Raw genomic sequence first — 12434 nt, forward strand, 5'->3', positions numbered from 1 at the left:
GGGCCGTGGACCAAGGTCGCCGCCTAGACCGGCACGCCGAGGTGGGCGGGCAGGGGGACGGTCCGTCCGCCTCGCACGCAGACGTAGGTGACGGTGGCGGCGGCGACCACGTCGGCCGCGCACCGCACCGTGAAGGCGAGCGTGATCGACGTGGTGCCGACGCGCTCCGTGTGCACGGCGATCGTCGCCGGCTCGGGCCGGATCGGCGCGAAGAACTCCCAGCTCGCGGCCCGGACCACCAGGTCGACCGCCGCACGCCGCAGCGCAGAACGCCCGCCCCGGGCGTCGAGCCAGCCGAGGAAGGCTTCCTCGACCAGCTCGCGTAGGGGCATCTACCAGGGCCCGTAGGGGCCCATGTGGCCGCCGCCGCGCCCGCCCATGCCCTTGACCGCGGGCTTCACGTCCACGATGTAGACGGTCGCGGCGATGACCGAGGCGATGGAGAAGATGCTGATCGCGCCGAGCCCGATGAACCCGGACAGCCCGAGCGCCCACATCTGGCGCAGGTCCTGGAAGAAGGCGAAGCCGCCGCCCGCCGACAGCAGGGTGGCCAGGCCAAGGATGAGCAGCCAGATGTTCTTCTTGAGCTTGCCCGCGGCGACGAACGCGTTGGCCGGCACCCGCAGCGCGTGGACGAACGCGTAGGCCGACATGCCGAAGATGGCGATGGCGAGCACCAGGAAGAGGATGTTCAGGCCGCCGCTGATCAGACTCATGTTCGCTCCGCCCTCTAGCTTGACGACCCCCAGACTATACGGGCGGACATGGATGCGGCCCGTCTCGATCGAGACGGGCCGCATCGCGGGAAGGTCAGGCCTTGGTGGTCGGGGAGGCCTTGGTGGTACGGGTCTTCTTGACCGGCTGGACCGGCTCGGCGACGGGCGGCTCGGCGGCGGTGGAGACCTCTTCGAGCTCCAGGGCGGCCTCGCCGCTCACCCGGCTGACGACCTTGCGGCCGCGGTTGACGGAGGCCTCGTAGACCTCGGTCGCCCGGACGCCGATCAGGTCGGCGTAGCCGCGGGCCTTGACCGGCAGGTCGCGGACGATCTCCTCGGCCTTGCCGGCCGCGGTGCGGGTGCGCTCGGGCAGCTCGCGGGCCAGGTCGGCCGAGGACAGCTTCTGGAGCTGGGCCGGGAGCTCGCGGAGCTTCTCGACGACGAAGTCGCCCGCGCCCGCGACGGCGTAGAAGGGCTTGGTCTCGGTGAGCTTCTTGACCTCGGTGGCGAGCGTCATGGGTTAACCTTTCTCGGTTTCCTGGTTGACGTAGCCGTTGCCCGAGAGCCATTCCCCCGGCAGCGGCGGTTCGTCGTCCGATTCGGAGTCCGTCTCCGGCCGCGTCGAGGGCTGCTCTCCCTCGGCGCGGTTCTCCTTGCGGAACGATTCGTAGATGTCGATCAGCACCTGGCGCTGGCGGCCGCTGAGTCCCGCGTCCGCCCTGATCGCGGCGATGACGTCGCTGGGCTGCTCGCGGTCCTCCATCAGGCCGGCCTGCACGTACAGCGCCTGGGCGGAGATGGACAGACCTTTGGCGATCTGGTTGAGGATCTCCGCGCTCGGCTTGCGCAGGCCGCGCTCGATCTGGCTCAGGTAGGGGTTGGAGACCCCCGCCTGTTCGGCGAGCTGGCGCAGCGAGATCTTCGCCTGCTGCCTCTGCTCGCGGATGTATTCGCCGATCGAGCCGACCTTCGGTAGTGCCATGCCTCTAGCATGCCTCGCGGTGCTTGCAATTGCAAACGCGATGGCTAACCCCAGCAAGCGGTCAAGCTGGGATGACCCACAGGAAGGGGGCGGCAGTGGTCAACGTCACAATGAGCGCGAACACCGCATACCGCAACGAACGCGACAAATCGGGAATCGGCTTGATCAGGCGATCGACCCTGGCCATCACGTGGGACTGCATGCCGAGCATGCCGTGCGGGGCGGGCATGGCGCCTGCCGTACCGAAGCGGAGCAGGGCGGTGGCCAGCCGGCGGGCGGAGACGTAGCGGCGGGCCCGGTCGTCGGCGGCCATCTCGACCAGCAGCTCGACCTGCGCCTGCGCCTCGGAGACCGTCTTCGACCAGGGGAGCGCGGCGCGCAGCGCGCCGAAGGGCAGGATCACCAGGTCGTGCCGCTCGCGCACGTGGGCCGCCTCGTGGGCCAGCACCGCGGCCAGCTCGTCCTGCGACAGCAGCGCCATCGTGCCCGCGCTGATGACCACCTCGGAGTTCCAGCCGGGCACGCAGTAGGCCGCCGCGCCCGGATGGTCGAGCACGCGCACGCCGGGGATGCCGGGCTCCTCGCGGGCGATGAGCGACAGCAGGAGCCGGTGCCGCCGCCGGGCCCGCAGGGTCTGCACCCCGGCGGTGGCGGTGACCAGGATCAGGACGGCCAGCAACGACAGCCCGGCGATCATCGCCAGCACGTGCGGCACGTCCCAGGGCTCGTTCGGCCGGACCCCGCGGGCGAAGGCGATCAGCCCGTGGAGCACCCCCCGGTCGTACGGCATGATGGCGAAGGCGAGCAGGGTGCCGATGCTGGCCAGCCCCCAGGTGAGACCGAGCGCCTGCCACAGCAGGATGGCCATGCGGGGGGAGCGATAGGTCCAGCGCGCGGAGGTGAACCGCCAGGCGCCGAGCGCGCAGCCCAACGCCAGCGTCGCCAGCGCGGCCGCGGTGATCACTCTTCCTCCAGCTCCTGAAGCGCTCTGCGCAGGATCTCCGCTTCGTCGCCGGAGACGGCCTTGGCGAAGCGGGCGAGGGCGGCAGAACGGTCGCCCGTCAGATCGAGCGCCTCCAGCATAAGCTCGGCGACGTACGAATCGCGGCTTTCCGCGGGTTCGTAGCGCCAGGCCCGCCCGTCGCGGGTGCGCCGCAGGAAGCCCTTGCGGGTGAGCCGGTCGAGCACGGTCATGACGGTGGTCGGCGCCAGGTCGCGGTCGGCGATCAGCCGGCCGACCTCGCGGGCCGTCAGGGCCGAGGATTCGGCCCAGAGGATGTCCATGATGCTGCGCTCGAGTTCGCCAAGACCCTTCACACTCACCAGCGTAGTACTACGTACTGTCGAGTAAGCAGGTGGGGAGACGAATCTCACTCCCCGTCCACAGCCGACCAGGGCAGCGTCAGCTCGCCCAGCCGCCACCGGGCCCGGCCGCCGAGCGGCGGGTGCGTGAAGATCGGCCAGTGGCCGGACAGCGTCCGCGCCGCCTCCAGCCACCGCTGACGCCGTCCGTGGCTCTCGTACGGCGCGGCCACCGCCCAGGCGCGGTCCCAGTCGCGCAGGAAGGCGTGCACCCGCTCGCCCGGCACGTTGCGGTGGATGAGCGTCTTGGGCAACCGGTCGGCCAGGTCGGAGGGCTTGTCGAAGGCGTCGAAGCGCGCGGCGAAGGTCAGCGTCCGCGGCCCCTCAGCGGTCAGGCCGGCCCAGACCGCCCGGTGGCCGACCTCCGAGCACGTCCCCTCGACCAGGAGCCCGCCGGGCGCCAGCTTGCCGCGCAGCACCTCCCAGTAGTGCCACGCCTCCGCCTCGCCGTACTGCCTGAGCACGTTGAAGGCCCGGATCAGCATCGGCGGCCGTGGCACCGGCAGCTCGAAGCCGCCCAGCGCGAAACGCAGCCCGGGCCGCTCGTACGGCTTGGCCGCGGCCACCCGCGCCGGATCGATCTCCAGCCCGAGCACCTCCACCCCTGGACCCAGCCGGTCGGCCAGCTCCAGCGTGGTGACCGGCGAGGCGCCGTAGCCGAGGTCCACGGCCAGCTCGCCGGGCATCCGGCGGCCGTGCACGGCGACGGTCCACCGGTCGGCCCGCCTGAGCCGGTTGACCCCGGTGGTGCCGCGGGTGATGGCGCCGACCGGCTTCACACGCGGTGCACCTTGTGCTGGGCGGCCTGGGCGCGCGGCCGGATGACCAGCCGGTCCACGTTGACGTGCGAGGGGCGGGTGACCGTCCAGGCGATCGCGTCGGCGATGTCGTCGGCCACCAGCGGGCCGGGCACGCCCTCGTAGACCTTGGCGGCGGCGTCGCCGTCGCCGCGGAAGCGGGTGAGCGCGAACTCCTCGGTCCGCACCATGCCGGGCACGATCTCGATGATGCGCAGCGGCTGGCCCACCAGTTCGAGGCGGAGCGTCTCGGTCATGGAGGTCTGGGCGTGCTTGGCGGCGCAGTAGCCGCCGCCGCCCTCGTAGGAGACGATCCCGGCCACCGAGGTGACCATGACCAGCACCCCGTCACCCGAGTCGATCAGCGCGGGCAGCAGCGCCTGGGTGACCCGCAGCGCGCCGAGCACGTTGATGTCGTACATGCGCTGCCAGTCGTCGAGCCGGCCCTGCGCCACCGGCTCCAGGCCGAGCGCGCCGCCGGCGTTGTTCACCAGCACGTCGCAGCGCTCCAGCGAGGCGGCGAGGGCGTCCACCGACGGCTGGTCGGTCACGTCGAGCGTCACCGGGGTGATCCCCGCCACCTCGGCGGCCAGCTTGTCCAGCCGCTCGCGCCGCCGGGCCGCCGCCACCACCTGGTACCCCTCGGCGGCGAGCCGCCGCGCGGTCGCCTCGCCGATGCCGCTGCTCGCCCCGGTCACCACTGCCGTCTTCGTCATGCGCCTATCCTGCCAGCAGCGCGAAATGTGATCTTTAACCGGGAATGTCATCGCGAAAAGGGTGGTTATAGCCCTTTCGGAGGTGATGCCCGGTGAGGCGACGCCGAGTCGGCCGGGTCGCGACTGTCAGCATGCACACGTCTCCGCTCGATCAGCCGGGAACCGGCGACGCGGGCGGCATGAACGTGTACATCGTCGAATCCGCCAAGCGCCTAGCCCAGGCGGGCGTGGAAGTCGAGATCTTCACCCGGCAGACCGCACGGGACCTGCCGCCGGTGGTCGAGCTGACCCCCGGCGTGCTCGTGCGGCACATCACCGCCGGGCCGTACGAGGAGCTCGACCGCGGCGACATGCCCTCGCAACTGTGCGCGTTCCTGTCGGGCGTGCTGCGGACCGAGGCGATGTACGAGCCGGGCCGCTACGACGTCATCCACTCGCACTACTGGCTGTCCGGCCAGGTGGGCTGGCTGGCCAAGGAACGCTGGGGCGTACCGCTGGTGCACACCATGCACACCATGGCCAAGGTCAAGAACCTGCTGCTGGCCACCGGCGACAAGCCGGAGCCGCAGGCCCGCGTGCTGGGCGAGGAGCAGGTCGTGGAGGTCGCCGACCGCCTGGTCGCCAACACCTCCGACGAGGCCCTGGAGCTCATGGACCTGTACGGCGCGCCGAGCGACCGCGTCGAGGTGGTCAACCCCGGCGTGAACCTCACCGTCTTCCAGCCCGGCTCGCAGGGCGCCGCCCGCCACCGGCTGGGCCTGCCGCAGAACGCGCACGTGCTGCTCTTCGTCGGCCGCATTCAGCCGCTCAAGGCCCCCGACGTGCTGCTGCGCGCGGCCGCCCGGATGCTCATCGAAGACCCCTCGCTGCGCTCCCGGCTGGTCGTCGCCTGCGTCGGCGGCCCCTCCGGCAACGGCCTGTGCCAGCCCAACATCCTCGCCGAGCTCGCCACCGAACTCGGCATCACCGACGTGGTCAGGCTCCTGCCGCCCGCGCCGCAGCACGAGCTGGCCGACTGGTACCGCGCCGCCGACGTCACCGTCGTGCCCTCCTACAACGAGTCCTTCGGCCTGGTCGCCCTGGAGTCGCAGGCCTGCGGCACCCCGGTCGCCGCCGCCTCGGTGGGCGGGCTGCGCACCGCCGTCGCCGACGGCGTCTCCGGCGTCCTGGTCGACAGCCACGACCCGCACGAGTGGGCCCGGGTGCTCCAGCGCTTCGTCGCCAGCCCGCGCTGGCGCGACGGGCTCTCCTCCGGTGCGCGGGCGCACGCCGCGGGCTTCGGCTGGTCGGCGACGGCCGCCAAGCTCATGGACGTGTACGGCGAAGCCGTCGCCAACCGTGCCCTTAAGCTGGCCGTATGAGGCAGATCCTCGAAAGCGCGCTCAAATCGCTCGACGTCGGCTTCGAGGAGCCCCGCCCGGGCGCCTTCCTGGTCAAGCTGCCCGGCACCCACAAGCTCGCCACGATGACCTGGCTGATCGTCAACGACCAGGCGTTGCACGTCGAGGCGTTCTTCTGCCGCCAGCCCGACGAGAACCACGCCGAGTTCTACCGCTGGCTGCTGACCAAGAACGGCGGCATGTACGGCGTGCACTTCGCCCTCGACCCCGTGGGCGACGTCTACCTGGTCGGCCGGATGCCGCTCCAGGCGCTGTCGGAGGAGGAGGTCGACCGCCTGCTCGGCTGCGTGCTCACCTACGCGGACGAGGGCTTCGACAAGGCCCTGGAGCTGGGCTTCGCCTCCTCGATCCGGCGCGAGTGGGCCTGGCGGCTGTCGCGCGGCGAGTCGACCGCCAACCTTCAGGCCTTCGCCAGGTTCGCCGACCCCTCCTGACCCTCGTGCTCGGGGTGCGGCACGACCTTGTTGCGCACCACGAGCCCGAAGGCCACCACGACCAGTCCCAGCGAGCCGGCCACCACGAAGGGCGCGGCCGGGATCCACACGTCGTAGAGCCAGCCGCCCAGCATCGACACGACCATGATCCCCAGTGCCCCGCAGAGCGAGTGCAGCCCGAAGGCCGAGCCGCGCACCGCGGCCGGCACCTGCTGGCCCAGGAGCGGCCCCGCGGTGTTGATCCCGGCGATCTCCCCGACGCCCACCAGGCAGGCCACGATGATCATCGCCGGGCCGAGCGGGTCGGACACCAGCAGCGTCGACAGGTAGGACAGCGCGGCCACCAGTTGCGCCACGATCACCAGGTTCTGCCGCTTGACCCGGTCGCCCAGCCAGCCGAGCAGCGGCGAGACCAGCAGGGCCATGGTGTGCGCGATGCCGACGATCATGCCCGCCCTGGCCAGCGCGGCCGCCTCGGACAGCCCGGCCTCCTGCGCCGCGTGGTTGACCCAGAGCGCCATGAAGCCGGAGACGACCGCCAGGTCCGCACGGGCCACGAAGGCGGCGGCGTAGGCGAGCGCGACGCCCGGGTCCCTGGCCAGCCGGGTGCCGGTGGCGATGAGCTGGGTCAGCGGGATGTGCCGGCTCTGGTCGCTGACCCGCGCCTTCGACAGGCCGGCCCGCATGATCAGCCCGGCGACCACGAGCAGCACCGCCACGGTCAGGAAGCTGGCCCGGGCGGCGTCGGCGGCCGACAGGCCCTGCGCCTCGAAGAGCTTAGGCAGCCGCGCCAGCGCGAACACCGCCAGCAGCCCGCCCAGCCCGGTCGTGACGCCCAGGACGCCGTAGGACTTGCCGCGCGAGGAATTGGTCGCGTAGTCGATGGCGATCGTGCCGAACATGCCGCCCAGCGCGGCGGTGCCGAGCGCCAGCAGCACCCGCAGCGCCACCAGGACGCTCGCGTTGCCGGCGAAGGGGAAGAGCACCGCCCCGAGCGCGCAGATCAGGAAGCCGGCGACGACGATCGGCCGCCGCCCGTGCCGGTCGGCCAGCGCCCCGTACCAGGCGAGGCTGAGCACCATGGTGATCTCGGCCACCGTCCCGAGCAGCCCCACCACGCTGCCCTGGCTCTCCTTGGGCAGGCCGAGCACGGCCGAGAGCAGGTAGGGCTGCATGGTCGGGATGAAGACCACGAACATGGTCGTCGCGAAACCCACCGACCAGGCGGCGATCATGTTCTTCCGGGTCACGCCGGGCGCGAGTTGGACGCCGAGGATTTTGGCCACGATCCTGATCATTTACTAGGAAAAATCATAAGATCAAGTGTTGTGACCTTTGATCCGAAAGTGCCGAATGTTGCCCGGATGTACGACTACTTCCTCGGCGGCAAGGACAACTTCCCGGCGGACCGCGAGGCGGCGGAACAGGTCCTCAAGCACGTCCCGTTCATCCCGGTAGGAGTGCGGGAGAACCGCGCCTTCCTCGGCCGCGCGGTCGAGTACCTCGCCGGCCAGGGCATCCGCCAGTTCCTGGACATCGGCGCCGGCCTGCCCACCCAGCGCAACGTGCACCAGGTCGCCGCCGAGCACGCGCCCGGCGCGAAGACCGTCTACGTGGACAACGACCCGCACGTGCTCAGCCACGCCCGCGCCATCCTCCAGGACAGCCCCGACGTCGCCGTCCTGGAGGGCGACCTGCGCCGCCCCGAGGAGATCCTGGCCGCCGCCCGCGCCGAGCTCGACTTCACCCGGCCCGTCGCCGTGCTCCTGCTGGCCATCGTGCACTTCGTCCAGGAACGCCCGCGCGAGATCCTGGACACCCTGCTGGAGGCGCTCCCGCCCGGCAGCCACCTGGTCCTGTCGCACGTGTGCAACGACATCCAGCCCGAGGCCCAGCCCGGCGTCGAAGCCGTCTACCAGGGCGCCTCCGCCCAATTCACCGCCCGGTCCTCCGCCGAGATCCGCGCCTTCTTCGACGGCCTCGACCTCGTCGAGCCCGGCGTCGTCAACCTGCCCGACTGGCGGCCCGAGATCCCTGAGCTGCAGCCCTTCCGCGACGTCCGCCCCGCTTACTTCCTCTGTGGAGTCGCCCGCAAGAGCCACCCCTAGGATTGGTCCCATGGCGACTTTGGTGCTCGTACGGCACGGCGAGAGCGAATGGAACCTCAAGGGCCTGTTCACCGGCTGGGTGGACGCGCCCCTGTCCCCGCGCGGCGAGGCCGAGGCCCGGCGCGGCGGCGAGCTGCTGATCGAGGCGGGCATCCGGCCCGACGTGGTGCACACCAGCCTGCTCAACCGGGCGATCCGCACCGCCAACCTCGCGCTGGAGGCGGCCGACCTGCAGTGGCTGCCGGTCAAGCGCTCCTGGCGGCTCAACGAGCGCCACTACGGCGCCCTCCAGGGCAAGGACAAGGCCCAGACGCGCGCCGAGTTCGGTGACGAGCAGTTCATGCTCTGGCGGCGCTCCTTCGACGTGCCGCCGCCGCCGATCGCCGACGGCGACGAGTACTCGCAGGCCGGCGACCCGCGCTACGCGTCTCTGCCGCCGGAGCTGATGCCGCGCACCGAGTGCCTCAAGGACGTCATCGACCGCGCCCTGCCGTACTGGTACGACTCGATCGTGCCGGACCTCGCGGCCGGCCGTACCGTCCTGGTGGTGGCGCACGGCAACTCGCTGCGCGCGCTGGTCAAGCACTTCGACGGCATCTCCGACGAGGCCATCGCCGGGCTCAACATCCCCACCGGCATCCCGCTCGTCTACGACCTGGACGAGTCCTACCGTCCGGTGACGCCCGGCGGGCGCTACCTCGACCCGGACGCCGCCCGCGCGGCCATCGAGGCCGTGGCCAACCAGGGTCGCTGACCATGGACCGGGTGCGGCTGCGGCCGGTCGTCGAGAAGGACCTGGTGATCTTCGAGGAGGAGTTCGCCACTCCCGAGGGCACCGGGCCGTTCCAGTGGTTCGGTTTCCGCGACCCGGTGCGGCAGCGCCGCGCCTTCTACGAGACCGGCCTGCTCGGCGACGAGGCCGGCACCCTCACCGTCTGCGCCGACCACGACGTGGCCGGCCGGATCGACTGGTTCAAGGGCTACTGGGGCCCCGGCCCCAGCTCGTGGTGCTGGACCATCGCCATCGCCCTGCGCCCGGCCTTCCAGGGCCGGGGCATCGGCACCGAGGCCCAGCGCCAGCTCGCCGCCTACCTGTTCGCGCACACCCGCGCCCACCGCATCCAGGCCTTCACCGACGTGCGGAACCTCGCCGAGCAGCGCGCCCTGGAGAAGGCCGGCTTCACCCGCGAGGGCGTGGTACGGCAGGCGCAGTGGCGCGACGGCCGCTGGCACGACCAGGTCCTCTACTCGCTGCTGCGCCCCTGACCCCGCGGGGTCAGGCGGGCCTCGAACCGGTCACCAGGTAGACCACGTCCCGCGCGATCCGCACCGCGTGGTCGGCGTAGCGCTCGTAGTAGCGGCCGACGAGGGTGATGTCGATCGCCGGCTCGACGCCGTGCTGCCACTCCTTGGCGAGGATCTCCCGGAACAGCTTCCGGTGCAGCCGGTCCATGGCGTCGTCGTCGCCCTCCAGCTCCAGCGCCGACTCCACGTCGCGGCGCGCGATGCAGCTCCCGGCCTTGGTGACGATGTTCTCCGCGATCTGCCCCATCTCCAGGATGGTCGGCCGCAGCTCGACCGGGATGGCCGAGTCGGGGTGGCGGAGCCGGGCCACCTTGGCCACGTGCTCGGCGAGGTCGCCCATCCGCTCCAGGTCGGTGCCCATCCGCAGCGCGGTGATGATCATACGGAGGTCGACCGCGACCGGCTGCTGGCGCGCCATGAGCTCGAAGATCGACGCCTCGATCTCGGCGAAGAGGCGGTTGACCTCCTCATCGCGGGAGATGACGCTCTCGGCGAGCGGCAGATCGGAGTCGAGGAGCGCGGTGGTCGCCCGGGAGATGGCCGAGCGGACCAGGCGGGTCATCTCGACGAGCTTCACCGTGAGGGCGTCGAGTTCTTCATGGTAGGCGTCACGCATGGCCTCCACGGTATGTTCCGCGCGATGAACGACCCCCTACCGCGAAGTGAACTTTGCGGGAAGCGTCCAGGTCGGGGGTCGGGTGTCCGGAAAAGCCCACCTACCATCGAAGACATGAGTGAGATGGCCATGAGCTTGGCCGCCCTGGCCGGATTCGTGGTCGGCGCGTTCGCGGTGTTGTTCTACCGCAACCAGATCGAGACGCCGAACAGGACCGACGGTTCCGACGATGGCGAGGTGGGGGCCCTGCCGCAGGGGGTCGCCTCGGTGCTCGCCGTACTGCCCAGCAGCGCAGTCGTCCTCGACGCCCACGACCGCGTGCTGCGCGCCAGCTCGGCCGCACGCGCCTTCGGGCTGGTGAAGGGCGACCGGCTGATGGCCGCCGAACTGCTCGCCCTGGCCAGGCAGGTGCGCAGGGACGGCGAGATCCGCGAGAGCGAGATCGAGGTCGCGGGGCACCGCTTCGGCCAGGAGTCGACCAGCTTCGCCGTCCGGGTGGCCCCGCTGGGCTCGCACGGCCAGGTGCTGGTGCTCGCCGAGGACCAGACCGAGCGCCGCCGCGTCGAGGCGGTCCGCCGCGACTTCGTGGCCAACGTCTCGCACGAGCTCAAGACCCCGGTCGGGGCGCTGAGCCTGCTGGCCGAGACGATCCAGGACGCCGCCGACGACCCCGAGGCGGTCACCCGCTTCGCCGGCCGCATGCAACTGGAGTCGGCCCGGCTGACCTACCTGGTGCAGGACCTCATCACCCTCTCCAGGATCCAGGGCGCCGAGCCCATCCCCACCCCCGGCCAGGTGCCGATCGACGAGATCGTGCACGAGGCCATCGACCATTCCACGACGAAGGCCGCGGGCAAGGACATCACCCTGGTCTCCGGCGGCACCGAGGGCCTGCGCGTCTGGGGCGACGACGAGCTGCTGGCGACCGCGCTGCGCAACCTGATCGACAACGCCATCGCCTACAGCCCCGAGCACACCCGGGTCGTGGTCAGCACCCGCCCGGCCGGCGAGTCGGTGGAGATCAGCGTCAGCGACCAGGGCATCGGCATCCCCGAAGAGGCCCTGGAACGCATCTTCGAGCGTTTCTTCCGGGTGGACGCCGCCCGGTCACGCGCCACCGGCGGCACCGGCCTCGGCCTGGCCATCGTCAAGCACGTCGCCGCCACGCACGGCGGCGAGGTGACGGTCTGGAGCAAGGAAGGCTCCGGATCGACCTTCACCCTGCGGCTGCCCGCCTTCGGCGGCACCGCGGTGGCCGTACCTACTGCGAAAACCCTCACGGAGGTTCCCTCATGACCCGAGTTCTCGTGGTGGAGGACGAGGAGTCGTTCTCCGACGCGTTGTCCTACATGCTGCGCAAGGAGGGGTTCGAGGTCTCCGTGGCGTCCACCGGCCCCGAGGCGCTGGAGATCTTCGACCGGAGCGGCGCCGACATGGTGCTGCTCGACCTGATGCTGCCCGGCCTGCCCGGCACCGAGGTCTGCCGCTCGCTGCGGCAGCGCTCCAAGGTGCCGGTGATCATGCTGACCGCCAAGGACAGCGAGATCGACAAGGTCGTGGGGCTCGAACTGGGCGCCGACGACTACGTCACCAAGCCGTTCTCCTCGCGCGAGCTGGTCGCCCGCATCCGCGCGGTGCTGCGCCGCCAGGGGGACGCGCTCGACGAGCCGGAGAGCGCCATCCTGGCCGCCGGGCCGGTGCGCATGGACGTCGACCGGCACATCGTCTCGGTCCGCGGCCAGCAGGTGCAGCTCCCGCTCAAGGAGTTCGAGCTGCTGGAGGTGCTGCTGCGCAACGCCGGCCGGGTGCTGACCCGCGGCCAGCTCATCGACCGGGTCTGGGGCGCCGACTACGTGGGCGACACCAAGACCCTCGACGTGCACGTCAAGCGGCTGCGCGCGAAGGTCGAGGCGGACCCGGCCAACCCGCGCTGCATCCTCACCGTGCGCGGGCTGGGCTACAAGTTCGAGCCCGCCGAGTAGGACCCCGAACGTACCT

At 71.2% G+C, this 12434-nt stretch carries 17 protein-coding genes; 7 read left to right on the forward strand and 10 right to left on the reverse strand.

Going from position 1 to position 12434, the window contains the following annotated elements; all coding sequences use genetic code 11:
• Positions 1 to 23: 23 nt before the first annotated feature.
• The 8 genes from AB0I67_RS00825 to AB0I67_RS00860 all read right to left on the reverse strand — a co-directional run bounded on the left by AB0I67_RS00825 (position 24) and on the right by AB0I67_RS00860 (position 4573).
• Positions 24 to 332 (reverse strand): acyl-CoA thioesterase domain-containing protein, encoded by a 309-nt coding sequence (locus AB0I67_RS00825; protein ID WP_357915460.1) that lies wholly within the window; start codon positions 330 to 332, stop codon positions 24 to 26.
• Positions 333 to 716: a DUF2516 family protein gene (locus AB0I67_RS00830; protein ID WP_357915463.1), complete on the reverse strand. Its 384-nt coding sequence runs from the start codon at positions 714 to 716 to the stop codon at positions 333 to 335.
• 94 nt (positions 717 to 810) lie between these two features.
• Positions 811 to 1233 (reverse strand): hypothetical protein, encoded by a 423-nt coding sequence (locus AB0I67_RS00835; protein WP_357915466.1) that lies wholly within the window; start codon positions 1231 to 1233, stop codon positions 811 to 813.
• A 3-nt stretch (positions 1234 to 1236) separates the two neighbouring features.
• Positions 1237 to 1698 (reverse strand): helix-turn-helix transcriptional regulator, encoded by a 462-nt coding sequence (locus AB0I67_RS00840; protein ID WP_357915469.1) that lies wholly within the window; start codon positions 1696 to 1698, stop codon positions 1237 to 1239.
• Between the two features lie 61 nt (positions 1699 to 1759).
• A complete protein-coding gene (locus AB0I67_RS00845) occupies positions 1760 to 2662 on the reverse strand; it encodes a M56 family metallopeptidase (protein WP_357915472.1) in 903 nt (300 codons plus the stop codon).
• Complete coding sequence (locus AB0I67_RS00850) at positions 2659 to 3015, reverse strand: BlaI/MecI/CopY family transcriptional regulator (protein WP_357918326.1); 357 nt, start codon at positions 3013 to 3015, stop codon at positions 2659 to 2661. Before AB0I67_RS00850 ends, AB0I67_RS00845 begins: the two co-directional genes overlap by 4 nt.
• A 53-nt stretch (positions 3016 to 3068) precedes the next feature.
• On the reverse strand, positions 3069 to 3839 hold the full coding sequence (locus tag AB0I67_RS00855; RefSeq protein ID WP_357915475.1) for a class I SAM-dependent methyltransferase: 771 nt from the start codon (positions 3837 to 3839) through the stop codon (positions 3069 to 3071).
• Positions 3836 to 4573, reverse strand: coding sequence for an SDR family NAD(P)-dependent oxidoreductase (locus tag AB0I67_RS00860; RefSeq protein ID WP_357915478.1), 738 nt, complete (start codon positions 4571 to 4573; stop codon positions 3836 to 3838). Before AB0I67_RS00860 ends, AB0I67_RS00855 begins: the two co-directional genes overlap by 4 nt.
• Before the next feature lie 131 nt (positions 4574 to 4704).
• On the opposite strand from AB0I67_RS00860, the gene mshA reads away from it, so the two are divergent.
• Positions 4705 to 5934, forward strand: coding sequence for a D-inositol-3-phosphate glycosyltransferase (gene mshA, locus AB0I67_RS00865; protein WP_357915481.1), 1230 nt, complete (start codon positions 4705 to 4707; stop codon positions 5932 to 5934).
• Positions 5931 to 6407 carry a YbjN domain-containing protein gene (locus AB0I67_RS00870; protein WP_357915484.1) on the forward strand — a complete coding sequence of 159 codons (477 nt, stop codon included), beginning with the start codon at positions 5931 to 5933 and terminating at the stop codon, positions 6405 to 6407. The genes mshA and AB0I67_RS00870 overlap by 4 nt, the downstream gene beginning before the upstream one ends.
• Here the strand turns inward: AB0I67_RS00870 and AB0I67_RS00875 are convergent.
• On the reverse strand, positions 6374 to 7693 hold the full coding sequence (locus AB0I67_RS00875) for an MFS transporter (RefSeq protein WP_357915487.1): 1320 nt from the start codon (positions 7691 to 7693) through the stop codon (positions 6374 to 6376). The two genes, AB0I67_RS00870 and AB0I67_RS00875, sit on opposite strands and share 34 nt — an antisense overlap.
• A 60-nt stretch (positions 7694 to 7753) precedes the next feature.
• Here AB0I67_RS00875 and AB0I67_RS00880 point away from each other — a divergent pair, with 60 nt between their 5' ends.
• From AB0I67_RS00880 to AB0I67_RS00890, 3 genes are read left to right on the forward strand one after another with little or no spacing between them, the layout of a single operon-like run.
• Positions 7754 to 8515 (forward strand): SAM-dependent methyltransferase, encoded by a 762-nt coding sequence (locus AB0I67_RS00880; RefSeq protein ID WP_357915490.1) that lies wholly within the window; start codon positions 7754 to 7756, stop codon positions 8513 to 8515.
• Positions 8516 to 8525: 10 nt separating this feature from the next.
• Complete coding sequence (locus AB0I67_RS00885; RefSeq protein ID WP_357915493.1) at positions 8526 to 9269, forward strand: phosphoglyceromutase; 744 nt, start codon at positions 8526 to 8528, stop codon at positions 9267 to 9269.
• 2 nt (positions 9270 to 9271) lie between these two features.
• Entirely contained in the window at positions 9272 to 9781 is a 510-nt protein-coding gene (locus tag AB0I67_RS00890; protein ID WP_357915496.1) for a GNAT family protein, read from the forward strand.
• Positions 9782 to 9791: 10 nt separating this feature from the next.
• Here the strand turns inward: AB0I67_RS00890 and phoU are convergent, their stop codons facing one another.
• Positions 9792 to 10436, reverse strand: coding sequence for a phosphate signaling complex protein PhoU (gene phoU, locus AB0I67_RS00895; RefSeq protein ID WP_357915499.1), 645 nt, complete (start codon positions 10434 to 10436; stop codon positions 9792 to 9794).
• A gap of 114 nt (positions 10437 to 10550) precedes the next feature.
• Here phoU and AB0I67_RS00900 point away from each other — a divergent pair, with 114 nt between their 5' ends.
• Both AB0I67_RS00900 and AB0I67_RS00905 read left to right on the forward strand, forming a co-directional pair.
• Entirely contained in the window at positions 10551 to 11732 is a 1182-nt protein-coding gene (locus AB0I67_RS00900) for an ATP-binding protein (protein WP_357915502.1), read from the forward strand.
• Complete coding sequence (locus AB0I67_RS00905; protein WP_357915505.1) at positions 11729 to 12418, forward strand: response regulator transcription factor; 690 nt, start codon at positions 11729 to 11731, stop codon at positions 12416 to 12418. Before AB0I67_RS00900 ends, AB0I67_RS00905 begins: the two co-directional genes overlap by 4 nt.
• Positions 12419 to 12434: the final 16 nt, after the last annotated feature.

It is taken from the genome of Nonomuraea sp. NPDC050310, assembly GCF_040655795.1.
Classification (GTDB): domain Bacteria; phylum Actinomycetota; class Actinomycetes; order Streptosporangiales; family Streptosporangiaceae; genus Nonomuraea.